The sequence below is a fragment of the Actinoplanes sp. NPDC048988 genome, assembly GCF_043197815.1.
Classification (GTDB): Bacteria; Actinomycetota; Actinomycetes; order Mycobacteriales; family Micromonosporaceae; genus Actinoplanes.
Map to the genome: position 1 here is coordinate 467,032 of NZ_JBICTW010000004.1, position 15,056 is coordinate 482,087.

At 71.0% G+C, this 15,056-nt stretch carries 16 protein-coding genes; 10 read left to right on the forward strand and 6 right to left on the reverse strand.

Annotated features, from left to right (window positions below; genetic code table 11):
- Window positions 1-25 precede the first annotated feature (25 nt).
- Both ACGFJ7_RS16560 and ACGFJ7_RS16565 read right to left on the reverse strand, forming a co-directional pair.
- On the reverse strand, window positions 26-694 hold the full coding sequence (locus ACGFJ7_RS16560; protein WP_392642617.1) for a hypothetical protein: 669 nt from the start codon (window positions 692-694) through the stop codon (window positions 26-28).
- A 150-nt stretch (window positions 695-844) separates the two neighbouring features.
- Window positions 845-1,585 (reverse strand): hypothetical protein, encoded by a 741-nt coding sequence (locus ACGFJ7_RS16565; RefSeq protein WP_360240134.1) that lies wholly within the window; start codon window positions 1,583-1,585, stop codon window positions 845-847.
- Between the two features lie 188 nt (window positions 1,586-1,773).
- On the opposite strand from ACGFJ7_RS16565, the gene ACGFJ7_RS16570 reads away from it, so the two are divergent.
- Both ACGFJ7_RS16570 and ACGFJ7_RS16575 read left to right on the forward strand, forming a co-directional pair.
- Window positions 1,774-2,406 (forward strand): hypothetical protein, encoded by a 633-nt coding sequence (locus ACGFJ7_RS16570; RefSeq protein WP_392642618.1) that lies wholly within the window; start codon window positions 1,774-1,776, stop codon window positions 2,404-2,406.
- 114 nt (window positions 2,407-2,520) lie between these two features.
- Entirely contained in the window at window positions 2,521-3,768 is a 1,248-nt protein-coding gene (locus ACGFJ7_RS16575; RefSeq protein WP_392642619.1) for an IPT/TIG domain-containing protein, read from the forward strand.
- Window positions 3,769-3,775: 7 nt separating this feature from the next.
- On the opposite strand, the gene ACGFJ7_RS16580 is transcribed toward ACGFJ7_RS16575, so the two are convergent.
- Complete coding sequence (locus tag ACGFJ7_RS16580) at window positions 3,776-4,519, reverse strand: hypothetical protein (protein ID WP_392642620.1); 744 nt, start codon at window positions 4,517-4,519, stop codon at window positions 3,776-3,778.
- Between the two features lie 167 nt (window positions 4,520-4,686).
- Between ACGFJ7_RS16580 and ACGFJ7_RS16585 the strand changes: the two genes are divergently transcribed.
- Genes ACGFJ7_RS16585 through ACGFJ7_RS16600 form a run of 4 tightly spaced genes read left to right on the forward strand, consistent with a single transcriptional unit; the run spans window position 4,687 to window position 8,284 of the window.
- Complete coding sequence (locus ACGFJ7_RS16585) at window positions 4,687-5,286, forward strand: sulfite oxidase-like oxidoreductase (RefSeq protein WP_360240146.1); 600 nt, start codon at window positions 4,687-4,689, stop codon at window positions 5,284-5,286.
- Complete coding sequence (locus ACGFJ7_RS16590; protein ID WP_392642621.1) at window positions 5,256-6,014, forward strand: ferredoxin reductase; 759 nt, start codon at window positions 5,256-5,258, stop codon at window positions 6,012-6,014. The genes ACGFJ7_RS16585 and ACGFJ7_RS16590 overlap by 31 nt, the downstream gene beginning before the upstream one ends.
- The gene (locus ACGFJ7_RS16595) at window positions 6,011-6,307 is read left to right on the forward strand and encodes a DUF6510 family protein (RefSeq protein WP_360240152.1); all 297 of its coding nucleotides are present in this window, start codon (window positions 6,011-6,013) and stop codon (window positions 6,305-6,307) included. The genes ACGFJ7_RS16590 and ACGFJ7_RS16595 overlap by 4 nt, the downstream gene beginning before the upstream one ends.
- A 6-nt stretch (window positions 6,308-6,313) precedes the next feature.
- Window positions 6,314-8,284, forward strand: a complete 1,971-nt coding sequence (locus ACGFJ7_RS16600; protein WP_392642622.1) for a UvrD-helicase domain-containing protein — start codon at window positions 6,314-6,316, stop codon at window positions 8,282-8,284.
- A 226-nt stretch (window positions 8,285-8,510) separates the two neighbouring features.
- Here the strand turns inward: ACGFJ7_RS16600 and ACGFJ7_RS16605 are convergent, their stop codons facing one another.
- On the reverse strand, window positions 8,511-8,894 hold the full coding sequence (locus ACGFJ7_RS16605) for a hypothetical protein (RefSeq protein ID WP_360240158.1): 384 nt from the start codon (window positions 8,892-8,894) through the stop codon (window positions 8,511-8,513).
- A 196-nt stretch (window positions 8,895-9,090) separates the two neighbouring features.
- On the opposite strand from ACGFJ7_RS16605, the gene ACGFJ7_RS16610 reads away from it, so the two are divergent.
- From ACGFJ7_RS16610 to ACGFJ7_RS16620, 3 genes are read left to right on the forward strand one after another with little or no spacing between them, the layout of a single operon-like run.
- A complete protein-coding gene (locus ACGFJ7_RS16610) occupies window positions 9,091-9,864 on the forward strand; it encodes an SGNH/GDSL hydrolase family protein (RefSeq protein WP_360240161.1) in 774 nt (257 codons plus the stop codon).
- Between the two features lie 58 nt (window positions 9,865-9,922).
- Complete coding sequence (locus ACGFJ7_RS16615) at window positions 9,923-10,189, forward strand: PLDc N-terminal domain-containing protein (protein ID WP_392642623.1); 267 nt, start codon at window positions 9,923-9,925, stop codon at window positions 10,187-10,189.
- Window positions 10,190-10,218: 29 nt separating this feature from the next.
- On the forward strand, window positions 10,219-10,989 hold the full coding sequence (locus ACGFJ7_RS16620) for a DUF427 domain-containing protein (RefSeq protein WP_360240167.1): 771 nt from the start codon (window positions 10,219-10,221) through the stop codon (window positions 10,987-10,989).
- On the opposite strand, the gene ACGFJ7_RS16625 is transcribed toward ACGFJ7_RS16620, so the two are convergent.
- Complete coding sequence (locus ACGFJ7_RS16625; RefSeq protein ID WP_392642624.1) at window positions 10,964-11,908, reverse strand: 50S ribosomal protein L11 methyltransferase; 945 nt, start codon at window positions 11,906-11,908, stop codon at window positions 10,964-10,966. The genes ACGFJ7_RS16620 and ACGFJ7_RS16625 overlap by 26 nt on opposite strands.
- Before the next feature lie 126 nt (window positions 11,909-12,034).
- Between ACGFJ7_RS16625 and ACGFJ7_RS16630 the strand changes: the two genes are divergently transcribed.
- Window positions 12,035-14,257 carry a carbohydrate-binding protein gene (locus ACGFJ7_RS16630; protein ID WP_392642625.1) on the forward strand — a complete coding sequence of 741 codons (2,223 nt, stop codon included), beginning with the start codon at window positions 12,035-12,037 and terminating at the stop codon, window positions 14,255-14,257.
- Window positions 14,258-14,407: 150 nt separating this feature from the next.
- On the opposite strand, the gene ACGFJ7_RS16635 is transcribed toward ACGFJ7_RS16630, so the two are convergent.
- Window positions 14,408-15,013, reverse strand: a complete 606-nt coding sequence (locus ACGFJ7_RS16635) for an HAD family hydrolase (RefSeq protein WP_392642737.1) — start codon at window positions 15,011-15,013, stop codon at window positions 14,408-14,410.
- Window positions 15,014-15,056 lie beyond the last annotated feature (43 nt).

Below are 15,056 nucleotides of genomic sequence, written 5' to 3' on the forward strand. Positions count from 1 at the left end.
TCGGCGCCGAGCCGCTGGCTCGTTCTCAGCCCAGCTTGGCCCACGCCTTGTCGAGCGCGGCCACGCTCCTGGTCTTGGACGGTTTCTCGTCCAGGTTGATCATCACGGTGTAGACGCTCTTCGTCGCGCTGGTCCGCCAGCAGATCACCATCGTCGGGCGCTTGCGCGCGACCGGGTTGTTGCTCAGCTTCACCGTCTGCGTGCAGCGCGCGTCGCCGACCTTCTCCCCCTCGTCGGCCACCCAGCCCAGTTCCCGCTGCCCGGTCAGGTCGCTGCGCGCCGTGACGACCCGCAGCATCTCCCGGTCCTTGCGGACGTCGCCGGTCTCGGAGACCTTCAGATCGTTGATCTCCGCCTGCGCGGTCGGCGGTGTCAGCGGCTTCTTGATGGTGACCTTGTGTCTCTGGGCGAACTCCCGGGCCGCCTTCACCCGCGCCTCCTCCGAGGGCGTGAGCGACGGCGGGCTCTTCGACGGCGACGGCTTGGCCGCCGGGGCCTCGCCCACGGCCGCCCCGGCGGACTGCTGCAGGGTCGGCTGCGGGCCGGGCTGGGCCGCGCTCACGCTGTTCGCCGGCAACGCCTCGCCCGCCGCGGTCGTCTCCTTCTTGTCGCCGCCGCAGGCTCCGGCGCTCAGCGCCACCACTAGGCCGACCAGCCCGGCCGCGACCTGTCGCGTTCGACGAATTTTCCTCATGATTGTTTCCCCCGAAATCTCATGACCGCCGACGGCCATGCTTCCAGTCACTCGATCCGCCGTACCGGCGAAGAGCAGGACATTCAGCCTGTACACAGAAATCTGCCGCCGGTTCCGTGTGCGGATCCGGCGGCAGACGTACGGCGGGAATCAGCCCAGCTTCGACCATTCCCGGTTGATGGTCGCGACGCTTGTCGCGGGTGATGGGCGGCCCTTCTTGGCCACCGCCACCGTGACCACGCTGCGGCCCTCGGAGGTGCGCCAGCACAGCAGCATGCTCGGGCGTTCGCGGCCCGGGTCGCCGGCGCTGAAGCGGAAGCGCTGCGTGCACCGCGCCGTACCGACCTTTTCGCCCTTGTCGGCCGCCCACAGCAGCTCGTTCTGGCCGGTCAGGTCGCCCTTCGCCGTGATCACCCGCATCGTGCCGTCGGCCGTCGTCTCGGTTCGCTGCGACGCGGCGACCTTGGTTGTGCCGGCGGCGGACAGCCCACGGCGTACCGGGTGCCCTTCCTTCTCGGCCGCCTCCCGGGCCTTTTGGATCTCCCGCTTCACCTCGGACTTGACGACCGGCTTCGTGCTCTTCGCCGCCACCGGCTTCCGGGACGGTGAGGCGGACGCCGGAGACGGTGCGGCCGACGGCAAGGCCGAGGTCGCCGACGGACTGGGCGTCGGCTGCGGGGAAGGGGACGCCGGGGCCGGGGCGACGGTGGCGGGCGCTCCGATGGCACCCACGCCGCTCGTCTCGGTGTTCTCGGTGGCCTGCGTGGCCACCAGGTAGGCACCCCCGCCCAGCACCACGGCCAGGCCGGCCGCGCCCACCGCGAGTTTCCGGTGGCGCTTCGGCGACTTCTCGACTCCGTCGTCGCCGAGGCGGTCGTCGTCGATGGTCATGTCGTTGTCCCTCGCGGTCGGCTGCGGTCCGCCGACGTCGCGTCGCCGGACCCCGAACGTTCATGGTCGCAAGGGTTCGGACATAGCGGAGCAAAATCCCCGATCCACCGGTGGCAACCGGCTTTCGCTAAGGACCACCGCCGGCGGCCCGATCCTTCTGGCCGACTTCACGGGGAGGAAGAAGAAAGATGAAACACTCGCTGCGCCGGTACACCGCGGGGGCCTTGGCCGTCGGCGCCTTCACGCTGGGCACGTCGGCCCCGGCGCTGGCGGCCGACGACGACCCCGACTTCGGGAAAGCGGTTCCCACGGTCACGACCGCCACATTCAACAAATTGGTGGCGTACGGGTCGTCGGCCACCCTCTCGTTCAGCGTGAAAGCCGACAACGTGCGGCTGGCCCGGCGGAGCGTGCAACTGTGCACGGCCGCGCTCACCGAGGACTTCGCCTGCGTCGACACCAAGACCAGCGCGTCCGGCACGGTGTCCGTCAAGACCCCCAAGCTCGCGGCGCCGCTCCTGGTCCAGGTCGTGGTTCCGGAGGACGACGAGGTGGAGGCGTTCACCTCGGACACCGTGGTCGTCCGGCCGCAGGTCGGCATCAAGCTGGCCCGCAAGAACGACACGCTGAACGTCACCCTCACCGGGCTCGACAGCCAGGTCCTCGTGCTGAAGCGCCAGGAGAAGGGCAAGTGGCTGCTCGCCGCGGTCACCCGCGCCACAGGGGCCACTACGACGCTGTCCGGGCTCGCGAAGGGCCAGAAGTATCAGGTCACGGTCTCCGACACGGCCACGATCAAGGGCGCCGTCAAGTCCGCGTAGCGCCATACCCGCACATATCCACTTTTCGCGGGCATACGCTGCTGGGCAGCAGGCGTGGACCCCGGCGGGCCGTCCGGCCCGCCGGACCACTCCGACGCTTCAGGAGGATCCGGCATGCCCTTGACCCGATTCGCCGGCGCCGCCGTGGCGAGCTGCACGGCGACCGTCCTGACGGCGGCGATCGCGGCGACGCCCGCCCACGCCGCGACCGTGATGACGCTCAGCAGCACGAGCGGGCCCAGCGGTGGCGGCAACTCGATCACCGGCACGGTCACCGCCACCGCGGCCAACCCGTCGCCGTTCCCGGCCGGCACGCTGCCCCGGGTGCAGTTCCAGTACGTCGGCGCCGGCTCCAACTCGTGCTCCGCGGCCCCGCGGGCGGTCGCCGCGATCCAGGGCAGTGCCGCGGCGACGACCGGCGGCGTGCTCACCGTCGACCCGGCGGAGGTCAGCCGGCTCACCGCCACCAAGATCGTGTTCACGGTGCCCTCGTCGCCCTACCCGGCCGACGTCGACGGCCAGCCCAGCACGGTCAACCCGACCGGCCTGGCCCTGGCCGCCGGGCAGACGACGGCCAAGTGGAACGTCTGCGTCTACGACGAGAACGCGGACACGCTGATCGCGAACGCCCCGTACACCCTCGCCGTACGGCCCCGGATCACCTCGATCGTCCCGGCGAGCAGCCCGGCGCTCGGCGGAAAGACCGTGACGATCAACGGCGCCGGATTCTCGGCGTCGGGCACAAGCGTGACCATCGGCGGCACCGCGGCCAAGGATGTGAAGGTGTCGCCCGGCGGCAGCAGCCTCACCGTGACCACGCCGCCCCGTACGGCCGCGACCGGCCTGACCGTCGCCGTGGCCACCACCGGCGGCACGGTGCTCAGCAGCGACCCCGACAACAACGAGCAGCCGCAGGACAACGATCCCGCCACCGCCGACGCGCCGATCCTGTTCACCTACAGCAACGGCATCGCGATCTCGCCGGACACGGCGCCGGCCCGCTCCACCGTGAGCGTGGAGATCCGTGCCATGGGCCTGGACGCCCTGACCTTCGACGCCGGCGCGGCCCCGACCGGCGCCTCGGCCCACGTGTTCCTCGTCCGCGACGCCTACGAGGCCAGCACCAACCGCGGCGTCCAGGAGTGCGGGGACATCCTGGCCGTCAGCAAGACCGAGATGGTGTGCACGCTCGACCTCTCGAGCAGCCTCGACCCGTCCGACAGCTCGGCGCAGGGCAGCCCGGTGCCGGAGGGCACGTACACGATGACCGTCGTCGCCAACGGATCGACCGGCGCCACCCCGGAGGAGGCCAGCCCCTCCATCGTCAGCAGCGACGCCACGTTCACCGTCGGCCCGTACTGAGAAACGGTCAGGCCAGCCGCTGCCAGACCCGTTCGATGAGGCGGGCGCTCGACACCGGGGCCGGGCTCCCGCCGGTCCGGGTGGCCACGGTGACCACGCTGCGGTCGGGTGTCACCCGCCAGCACAGCAGCAGGCCGGGCCTGGTCTCGGCGGCCGACCGCCCGTCGGCCCGGACGTTGCGGGTGCACCGGGCGTTGCCCACCGGCACGCCGCCGTCGGTGGCCCACAGCCGGGCGCCGCGACCGGTCAGGTCGTAGCGGGCGGAGACGATCCGGATGGTCGAACCGTCCGGGCCGCGCTCGTTGGCCACCGCGATCGACTCGCCCGCCGCGGCGACGCCGCCGGACGGCCGGGTCCGTGGAGCCCGCAGCAGGCTGCTGATCTGGGCCGAGGCCACGTCTTCGTCCCGCACCGGGGGCGTGGTCGGCGCGGGCGTCGGTGACGGGCTGGTCCGCTGCCGGGCGGCGGAGAGGCGCGGCAGCTTGGCCCGGAACGACGTCTTCGGCGCCGGCGTGGGCACGACGGCCGGCTTCGGTGAGCTCCGGGACGTCGACGTGACGACGGGACCCGGCGCGTCGGCCACGAAGGTGCTCTCCCGCGCGGTCTGCCAGGCGCTCACCCCGTACCCGGCGCCGGCGACGAGAGCGGCCAGCCCGGCCACCCCGACGGCGAACTTCTTGCGGCGTTGCACCCGGCGGCGGAGTCGACGCTGCTCGGAGTGGTAGACGCCGTCGTCCTCGACCATGTCCATCGCGGAAGATCCCCCGTGTCCGGTTCCGAGCCCATGATGTCACTCGTGGTGATAAATAGGCGGAAAAATCCGAACTACGGCTTTGCCTACGTGTCGGCGGCCACAAGCCCCGTGATGACGCGCCCAAGCGCTGTCGCAGGAAATGACCATGCGGTTTACTCAGCACCATGGCCATCATTTCCCGAGGATTCGGCGGCCGGCGGCGCGAGTCCGTCCCCGGCCTGCCGCCCGGTCAGTACCTGACCCACGACTTCCCGGTGCTCTCGGCCGGGCCGACCCCGCGCATCCCGCTCGACCGGTGGCGCTTCACGATCCAGACCGAGACCGGTGAGAGCAAGAGCTGGAACTGGGACGAGTTCCTGGCCCTGCCGGCCGAGGACTACACGGTCGACATCCACTGCGTCACCAAGTGGTCCAAGCTGGGCACCACGTGGCGCGGCGTCTCCCTCGACACGCTGATGGAGCAGGTGGAGTCGGCCGCCGACTACACCATGGTGCACAGCTTCGGCGGATACACCACGAACGTCCCGATGGAGGACCTGCTCGACGGCAAGGCCTGGATCGCGTACAAATTCGACGGCGAGGATCTCGCGCCGGAGCACGGCGGGCCGGCTCGTCTCGTCGTACCCCACCTGTACTTCTGGAAATCGGCGAAATGGGTCAACGGGATCCAGCTGATGAACGAGGACGAGCCCGGCTTCTGGGAAGCGGCCGGCTACCACATGTACGGAGACCCATGGCTGGAACAGCGGTATCAGGGCGACTGACCTGGCGGGCGGCGACGCTCGCGGAGGCGCGCTGGGAGACACCGTCGGCACGGACGCTCGTGCTCGACGTCCCCGACTGGCCGGGCCACCTGCCCGGCCAGCACGTCGACGTGCGCCTGACCGCCGAGGACGGCTACCGCGCCCAGCGCAGCTACTCGATCGCGTCGGCCTGGCCCTCCTCCGGCGCCGGCCAGGTCGAGCTGACGATCCAGCGGCTCGACGACGGTGAGGTCTCGCCCTACCTGACGGACGACGTCCAGGTCGGCGACCAGATCGAGCTGCGCGGGCCGGTGGGCGGCTGGTTCGTCTGGCGCGCCAAGAGCACCTCGCCGGTGACGCTGCTGGCCGGTGGCTCCGGTGTGGTGCCGCTGATGGCGATGATCCGCGCCCGCGCCGACGCGGGGACCAGGCAGCCGTTCCGGCTGATCTATTCGGTCCGTACGCCGGAGGACGCGCTCTACGCCGACGAGCTGCGCCGGCGGGTGCGCGACGACGCGGGCCTCGACGTGCACTTCGTCTACACCCGCAAGGTGCCGGACGGCTGGCCGGCACCCCCGAAACGTCTCGACGTGGCGGCCGTGAACACGTACGGTTGGCCGCCGGACTTCGCACCGGACTGCTACGTCTGCGGTCCCACGACGTTCGTCGAGACCGCCGCGGACATCCTGGTCGCGCTCGGCCACGACCCGCGCCGCATCCGCACCGAACGTTTCGGAGGCACGTCGTGAGCGACCGCGACGACAGCGCACCCGTCGAGGCGACCACCCTCGACGGGAACGCGATGGCCGGCGACCTGCGCGAGATCTTCGCGCTCGACGTGACGGCGGCCAACTACAAATGCGCGGGCTGCGGCCACACCGACGCGGTAGCCACCCTGACACTCTGGGGCGCACCCGCCGGCCGGGTGGCCCGCTGCCCACACTGCTCGGACGTCGTCCTCCGCGTGGTACGCGCCCCCGACCGGGTCTTCCTGGACCTCCACGGTTGCGTACGCCTCGAAGTGCCACTGACGGACGACTGAGCCGGCGTGGACGGCGGCGACTTCGCGCAGCCCTCGGCTGCCGACCCCCTCGTCGCCGCCGCCGACCCGCTTCTCGCCGCCGCCGACCCGCTTCTCGCCGCGGACCCACTCCTAGCCGCGGACCCTCTCCTCGCCGCCGCCGATCCTCTCCTCGCCGCCGCCGATCCTCTCCTCGCCGCCGTCGGGCAAGGGACGACTGAGGCGGGACCGGACTTCGCCGCGACCATTCGGGCTGCTCAGGACGAGCTGGTGCGGGCGCCGGCCGAAAGTCTGCTGGTGATTCACGGTGGGCCCGGCACCGGCAAGACGATCACGGCGCTGCGGCGGGTGGCGTGGCTGCTCGACGATCCCGGCGCGGGGCTCTCACCCGCCGATGTGCTCGTGGTCGGCCCCTCACGGGCGTACTGCCAAGAAAGCCGCACCCGGCTGGAAAGCTGGGGCCACGCCGGGGTTTCCCATCACTCGGTCGCCGGGCTGCTGCCGCGGGTGGCGACCGGCCGGGACGAGTCGCTGTACGTGACCCGGCTCAAGGGCGAGGCCCGGATGGCCGGGCTGCTCAGCCGCGCGCTCGAGGCGCGCGAGAAAGGCGTTCCGGCCGGGATGCCGGCCACCGTGACCGTGCACGGGCGCGCCGTCACCCTCGACCCGGCGGCCGTCCAGCGGGTCATCGTGACCGCGCGGGCCAGCGAGGCCTCGCCCGGCGACCGGCGCCGGCTGCTGCGGGCCGTCCTGGTCGCGGACAGCCCCGACCCGCGGCTCGTGCTGGAGGCGGCCGACCGGCTGGCCGAGCTGATCTGGCCGGAGTTCTCGGCCGCCACGTTCCTGCGCGACCTGTTCGCCTCCCGCGACCGGCTGAGCGCGGCCGCCGGCGAGGAGTTCACCGACCGCGAGATCAACGCCCTGTACCGGCGGCCCGCCGACGATGCGGCCGAGTTCGCCCGGGCCGACCTGGCCCTGCTCGACGAGACCGAACATCTGGCCGGCGCCGAGCCCCGGCGCTTCGCCCACCTGGTGATCGACGAGGCCCAGGACCTGTCACCGATGCAGCTGCGCGCCCTGTCCCGCCGCTCGGCCACCGGCCGCATGACAGTGGTGGGCGACATGGCCCAGTCGACCGGCCCGTGGGCCCGCGACGACTGGCACGAAGTGCTCGCGCATCTGCCCTCACCCGCGCCTCACGTGCATCGCGAGTTGCGCTTCGGCTACCGGATCCCCCGCCAGATCTTCGACCTGGCCGCCGAACTCCTGCCGACGGCCGCCCCCAGCGTCCAGCCGCCGACAACGGTCCGCGACGGCCCCGCCGACCCGGTCATCTCCCCGGTCGACCCGGCCGAACGGGCCGCCGTCGTGTCCGCCGCGGCCGCCGATCACGCGGCGGCCGGCCGCTCGGTCGCCATCGTGTGCCCGCCCCGCTGCCGCGACGACATCGAGGCGAGGCTCGGCCAGAAGAACCTTCCCTGGGGTACGCAGCCAGGAAGCCCGCCGATCACCCTCCTGAACCCGCACGACGCGAAGGGCCTGGAGTTCGACGTAGCCATCGTCGTCGAGCCCGGCCTCATCGTCGACGACGACCCACGCGGCCACCGGCTGCTCTACATCGCCCTGACCCGAGCAACGAGCCACCTGCATCTCGTCGGCGCCCCCGAGGACCTCCCCGCCGACTTCACCTCGGTCTCAGCACCACCCGCGCCCACGCCGCTCCCTGAGCGCTCACCCTCCCCGAAGCCGCCCCAAGCTGACCCCGAGCCACGCCACCCCGAACCGCATCCACTCCAAGCCGAGCCGGCGGCGCCGTTCGAAGCCGAGCCGAGCCAGCCGGTCGTAGCCGCGCCTCCGGCTCCCCTCGATCCGGCGGTGCGGGAGCAGATCGACATGGTGGCGCACGCGCTCGCCGAGACCCTGCTCGCCAACCTCACGCCGGAGCTCTGGCCGGTCGCGCTCGACCGCCTGATCGAGCTCATCAGCCCGGACCCGTGAAGCTCCGACCCGCAAAGTCCCGACCCGCGACGCTCCTGCCTCCGTGCCCCGACCCACAAAGCCGCGACCGCAAAGGGCGCCACCCGCAAGCCGCGACAGCCAAGAGGCCCGCGACGGCGCGATCCGCAAAGCCGCGCGACAGCAAAGGCGCTACTCACGAGGCTCTGATCGAATGACCTGACCCGTGGAAGGCTTGGCCCCTCGAAAACGGCCGTAGAAGGCTGGATCAGCCTCGGAAGCCGCTGCGCAGGCGCTGGGCCAGGGAGCCGGAAGCGCGCGGCGCCGCGGCGGCTGGGCGTGGGGACGATGAGGGGCGTGAGCGGCCGACCGGGCGGTCGTAGTCGGCGGTGGCTATGGCCTCGGTGATCTGGCCGTCGCCGAAGTTCTCCGATTCGGGGATCGAGGCTACGAAGCCGACCAGGATGCCGTTGCGCATGATCTGGGCTTCGAGGCCCGCGGTGCCGTCGTTGTCCCAGATCGCCTCGCGGCCGTCGGGGAGGACGACTCTGATGCCGTACTGCGTGATGCCCGCCTGCGGCAGCTTCACATGGGCGAAGACATTGCGCGCGCGTAGCGTGTCGACGATCCGTCGGGCCCGTTCTTCTTCCATGTGACGAAGCTAGTGGGGCCGACTGAGCAGAGCCTGAAGATCGCCTGTGGCGGCCGTGTGAATCCGCCACGAACGGACGACACGCTACTCCCGCGTACCGGGAAAATCGATGTGTATCTTTTCTCGATGGCGCGGCTTACCGTGCGGTGACCGGAGCGCTTCGGCTTCCTCTCCCCCACGGACCGGAGGCCACCCCATGAACAGGCGACTGTTCGTCCTCGTTCTCTCCTGTCTCATGATTTTCGGCGCCACCACCCGCGCCGTCGCCGCGGAAGCCGACGTCGACTACGTCGCGCTCGGCGACTCCTACTCGTCGGGTGTCGGCGCACCCTCGCAGAGCGGCACCTGCCTGCGTAGCCCGTACGGCTATCCGGCGCTCTGGGCCGCCCGCAACACCCCTACGTCGTTCACCAATCTGACCTGCGGCGGCGCCGTCACCGGCGACGTCCGGAGCACCCAGGTGCCGGCGATACCGGCCGGCACCGATCTGATCAGCATCACGATCGGCGGCAACGACGCCGGCTTCGCGCCGACGGTGCTCAGCTGCCAGGTCTCCAGCGACGCGGCCTGCGTACAGAAGGTCGCCCAGGCCCGCGCCGACATCACCGCGACGCTCGGCGCCAAGCTCGACGCCACGTACGCCGCCATCGCCGCCAAAGCGCCGGGCGCCCGGGTCGTCGTGCTCGGCTACCCGATCCTGTTCGACACCTCGTCCGCCTCGTGCGGGCTGGCCGGGATGAGCCTGACCAAGCGGCGGGCGCTCAACGAGGGCGCGCGGGTGCTCGACGATCTGATCGGCGCCCGGGCCCAGGCCGCCGGTTTCGTCTGGTCGGACGTGCGTGACGAGTTCCAGGGCCACGGCATCTGCTCGTCGAGCCCGTACCTCAACGGCCTCACGATTCTCCCCCCGCAGAACTCTTTCCACCCCAATGCCAACGGCTACCGGTACGGCTATCTGCCGGCGCTCTAACGCAAGCGCACCCGGCCGGGACCTCCGTGTGCGGGCCCGGCCGGTCACTCTGGTCGCCATGGCCAACGTGTACGCCCTGCTGCTGCTCCTCGATGTCGCTCTGGTCGTCTGCGCCCTGATCGACTGCTGGAACGCCGACGAGGACAAGATCCGCGTCGCGCCGCGGGGCGCCTGGACCTTCGCCATCCTGCTGATCTCGCCGTTCGCGGCGATCGCGTGGTTCGTCAAGGGCCGGCCGATCGCTCAGGTACGCCTGCGCGAGCGCCCCGTGATGATCGCGCCGGACGACGATCCCGAGTTCCTGGCCTCGCTCGGCAAACGCTGAAGCCGGCCGCGCGGGATAGCGTTCCGGGCATGGGTATGACGAGTGACTTTCCGCGGGAGATCGCCGCGGTCAACCAGATGGAGCCGTCGCCCCGGCGCGTACGCGCGATGCTCGGCGGCCGGGTCGTGGTCGACACGACGCGGGCGGTCTATCTGTGGGAGATCCCGAGCTATCCGCAGTACTACATCCCGATCGAGGACGTCGCGGAAGACGTGATCGTCGACGAGGAGCACGAGCAGCGTCTGAGCCGCGGCCGTGCCCGCCGGCTGGGGCTGCGCTCGGGCGACGTGCACCGCCCGGCCGCCGGCCGGCACTACGTGGAGAGCAAGCTGCCGGGTCTTCCGGGGCTGGTCCGCTTCGAGTGGGACGCGCTGGACGCGTGGTTCGAGGAGGACGAGGAGATCTTCGGCCATCCGCGCAACCCGTACCACCGGGTCGACGCCCTTCGCTCTTCCCGGCGCGTGCGGGTGGAGCTGGACGGCGTGGTGCTGGCCGAGTCGAGCTCGCCGGTGCTGCTGTTCGAGACGGGCCTGCCGACGCGCTACTACCTCGATCGGACGGCGGTGGACGTCGCGGCGCTGACCCGTTCGGAGACGCGCACGCACTGCCCGTACAAGGGCTCGACGACCGACTACTGGAGCGTCGGCGATCAGGCGGACCTGGCCTGGTCGTACGGGCAGCCGTACGCGGCGGTGGGCGCGATCGCGGGACTGGTCGCGTTCTACAACGAGAAGGTCGACACCTACCTGGACGGCCGGCTTCTGGAGCGCCCGGTCACGGTGTTCTCGAAGAAGAGCTGACGTGGTGCGGGCTGCGCCAGACGGTCACGCCGTCCACGGTCAGCAGGTAGTCCGGGTGGACCCCGTCGTCGCTGGTCCGGCGGCTGAAGCCGACGCGCACCCGGCCGGCCAGCGGCGCCGGCAGGTAGACCGGAGCCCAGGCGCGCGTGCCCCCGTCCAGCGTGTCCACTTCACGGCCGGACGAGGCGACCGCGACCCGCGTCCAGAGGAGCAGGCCCGTCGCTTTGCCGGCGACAAGTTCCACCTCAACCGACATATCGGATATCGGCGGCAGGACGCGGCTGTCGAAGACGTCCGATTCGACGACGGCCGGGGACGAGACGAGCGCCGACCACGCCGGCCCACCGAGGCAGAGTCGTAAGCCGGAGGCTCCCCCGGCGGCCGCGATCACCCGGTCCATCAGCAATCGGCACGACGGGTCGAGTGAAGGTGTCCCTACGTCGACGGCGGCGATCATCGTGCGGGCCCGGAAGGGAATCCAGACACAGCCGGGGGTGCAGAGCCGCTGCCGGCAGTCGTTCAGGATCGGGATCGCGCCCTCGGACGACGCGATGTTGCCGACGATCTCGGAGACGCAGACCTCGGCCCGTACCGGAAGAACTTGATGGGAAGCCCAGCCCTCGAGCACCGTGATCTGGCGGGAGAATCCCGACAAGTCGACGGCAGCACGCGCGGCAGCGGCGGCGGCCGGCGCCGCCTCGATCGCGTACACGTGCCGAGCGCCGGCGCGCGCCGCCGCCACCGCCCACAGCGCGTCCCGCCCGGTGCCCACGTCCAGCACGACCCGTCCGGGAGCCGCCGCCCGTAGAGCCGCGTCGTACGCGCGCGACCGGGCGTCCGGCGCCGCCAGCCCGTCGTAGACCGCGTCGTTGTACACCGGGTACTCACCCATCGAGGGGAACAGAACGAACGGCAGCACCCGGCAAGCATGCGGGAAGTTCCGGATTTCCGAAGTGTTGCGCGTTAGTTAAAGCCCTTAATAAACTCCGTCCGATAGACGAATGCCCATTCGTCGATGCAGCGTGGCAGGGCGCGAGGAGGCCGGGTGCGAGGCAACAGAACGCAAGGAAGCGGCGCGCGGGGACGCCGGGCGAACCGAACGGTGACCGCGGCGCTGGCCGTCGCGATGACGCTGACCGTGGCGCCGCCGGCGACGGCGGGCGGCCGGCACGGCGTTCAGGTGACCGGCACCTACTCGACCGGCGCCGACCACCAGTGGGAGCCCCTTCCGGGCGCGCTGCCCGGCAAGGCGGCCGACGCCACCGTCGTGATCGACCCCTCGCAGGAGCGGCAGCGCTACGCGGGCATCGGCTTCTCCATCGACGAGACCAGCGTCTCCAACCTGTGGAAGCTGACGCCGGCCGAGCGCGAGCGCACCATCCGCCTGCTCGCCGATCCACGCACCGGGGCCGGCTTCGACCGGTTCCGGCTCACCATCGGCAGCCCCGACCTGATCGAGCACCTGCCGTTCTGGTCGTACGACGAGCTGCCGGCCGGCGTGACCAGCGACTTCGACCTCAAGCACTTCTCCATCCAGCGCGACCTCGACCTGCACATGGTCGACACCGTCAAGCTGATCCAGAAGTACAACCCGCGGGCCACCTTCTTCGCCTCCGCGTGGAGCGCCCCGGCCTGGATGAAGACCAACAACCGGTTCACCGGCGAGGTCGCCCTCAAGCCGGGCAGCGCCACCGAGCACTACCAGGTCGGCAAGCTGCGTGACGACTGCGTCGACGTGTTCGCCCGCTACTACGTCAAGTACGTGCGGGCGTACGCCCGGCACGGCATCGACGTCGACGCCCTCACTCTGCTCAACGAGCCCGGCATGGACGTCGTCTACCCCGCGATGGACATCAGCGTCGAGCAGCAGCAGAAGCTCGCCGTCGCCATCAAGCGCGAACTGCGTAAGGCCCGGCTCGGGACGCGGCTGTACGTGCACGACTTCAACTTCTGGGACTGGCGCGACCCGAACAGCACCGCCACCAAGAACTACCACCGGATCTTCAACGACCCGGCGACCCGGCAGGCGGCCGACGGCATCGCCTTCCACCCGTACTGGGGCGATCCCACCGTGATGCGCGACGCCTACCAGGAGTTCCGCAAGCCGGTGCACATGACCGAGACCAGCGACCTCAACCCGGCCACGGTCCTGAGTTACTTCCGGCTGAACGCGAGCAGCTACACCCTGTGGGCGCAGGCCACCGACCAGACCGGCGGCACCCTGCACTGGACCGACAAGCGGGACAACAACGTCGACTGGGAGGAGATCGGCCGTACCACCAAATGGCCCGATCGCCTGGTCAAGGTCAACACCGAGACCAGAACCGCTTCGGTACGCGATGAGCTCTACCCGCTGGGCCAGTTCGCCCGCTACCTGTCCCCCGGCGACGTCCGCGTCGAGTCGAGCGCCCCGTCGGCCGGCGTCAGCAACGTCGTCTACCGCGACGGCGACCGGTTCACCGCCATCCTGGCCAACGGCAACACCGAGGCTTCCCGGGTACGGATCGTGCTCGCCGGCCGGGACTTCGTCGTCTCCGTGCCGGCCGGCGCGTACGCCACGTACCGCTGGAAAGCCGAGGTTCCCGCCGCCCACCGCAACCACGCACCGGTTCTGCGGGAGGTGCCGGCCCTGACCGCCGACCAGTACGCGACCACCCTGTTCCGGCTGTCGGCGACCGACCGCGATCGTGACCGGCTCGCCTTCTACGCCACCGATCTGCCGCCCGGCGTCTCCCTCGACGCGGCCACCGGCGTGGTCACCCTGAAACCGACTGCCGCCGGCACCCAGCGGCTCACCTTCCACGTCACCGACGGCGCCGCCCGCGACTCGGTGACGGTCGCGGTGACGGTGGCCCCACGCGGCGCCCCGATCGGCACCCGGGTGGAGGCCGAGTCGTACGCGGCCCAGAACGGCTGGACCGAGGGCGGCGCCAACTTCGTCGAGAGCAACCCCTCGGCCAGCGGCGGCCGGAACATCGGCTGGACCGCCCCCGGCAACTGGCTCAGCTACCGCGTCGACGTGGCCCGGCCGGGCACCTACGACCTGGAGCTCCGCGTGGCCAACGGCACCGGCGCCGAGGCCGCCGACGCCCTCTCGTTCCGCGACGCCTCCGGCGCCACCCTGGCCACCGCCTCAGTCCCCGCCACCGGCGGCTGGGCCACCTACCAGTCCATCCACGTCCCGGTGACCCTGTCCGCCGGCGACCAGCTGCTCACCCTCCACTGCGAAACGGGCGGCTTCAACCTCGACTATCTACGCCTGAGCTGACGGATTTCAGCCCTGCATCAGCGCGAGGATCAGACCGGTCACCGCGCTGATGAAGGCGGCCAGAGCCAGAAGCAGGTCCCGTACGGCGTCGATGCCCCTAATCGCATCACTCCTTCTTGCGAATGATGCACTCCCGCCGATCGCGCTCCGTCAGTCGATGACGGCCGGCCTCCGCTGCCAAGGCGGGGGCACACGAACCGCCGGCATTCCCGCCGCGGCGGCGGCCTGTAGGCCGAGATCGGCGTCCTCGAACACGACGCAGCGCTCGGGGGCGACGCCGAGGGCCGCGGCCGCTGTGAGGAAGCACTCCGGGTCGGGTTTGCCGTTGAGGTATTCGCCGGCGCAGACCATGACGTCGAAGCGGTCGAGCAGGCCCAGCGCCGTGAGCGAGGCGGTCACCGACTCGCGGCTGCTGCCGGAGACGACGGCGAAAGGCACGCGGCCGTACGCCTCCTCGATGTGCTCCAGGACCTCGGGCACCGCGGCGACGGTCGGCAGCAGCTCCCGGAAGACCTGTTCGCGGCGCTCGTTCACGGCGTCGACCGGCATCGCCAGGCCCTGCCGCGCGTTGAGCTCCTGGATCACCGCCACCGGCGTACGGCCGCCCCAGGCGTAGAACAGCTCCTCGCCGAAGTCGGCGCCCCACTCCTCGAGCGCCTGCTGCCACGCCTTGTAGTGGATCGGCATCGAGTCGGCGATCGTGCCGTCGCAGTCGAACAGGTACGCGTCGAACTCGCCCTCGGGCAGCGGCAACATCACCCGGCAACGATAGACGGCCCCGGCCTGGGAAAAGGCCGGG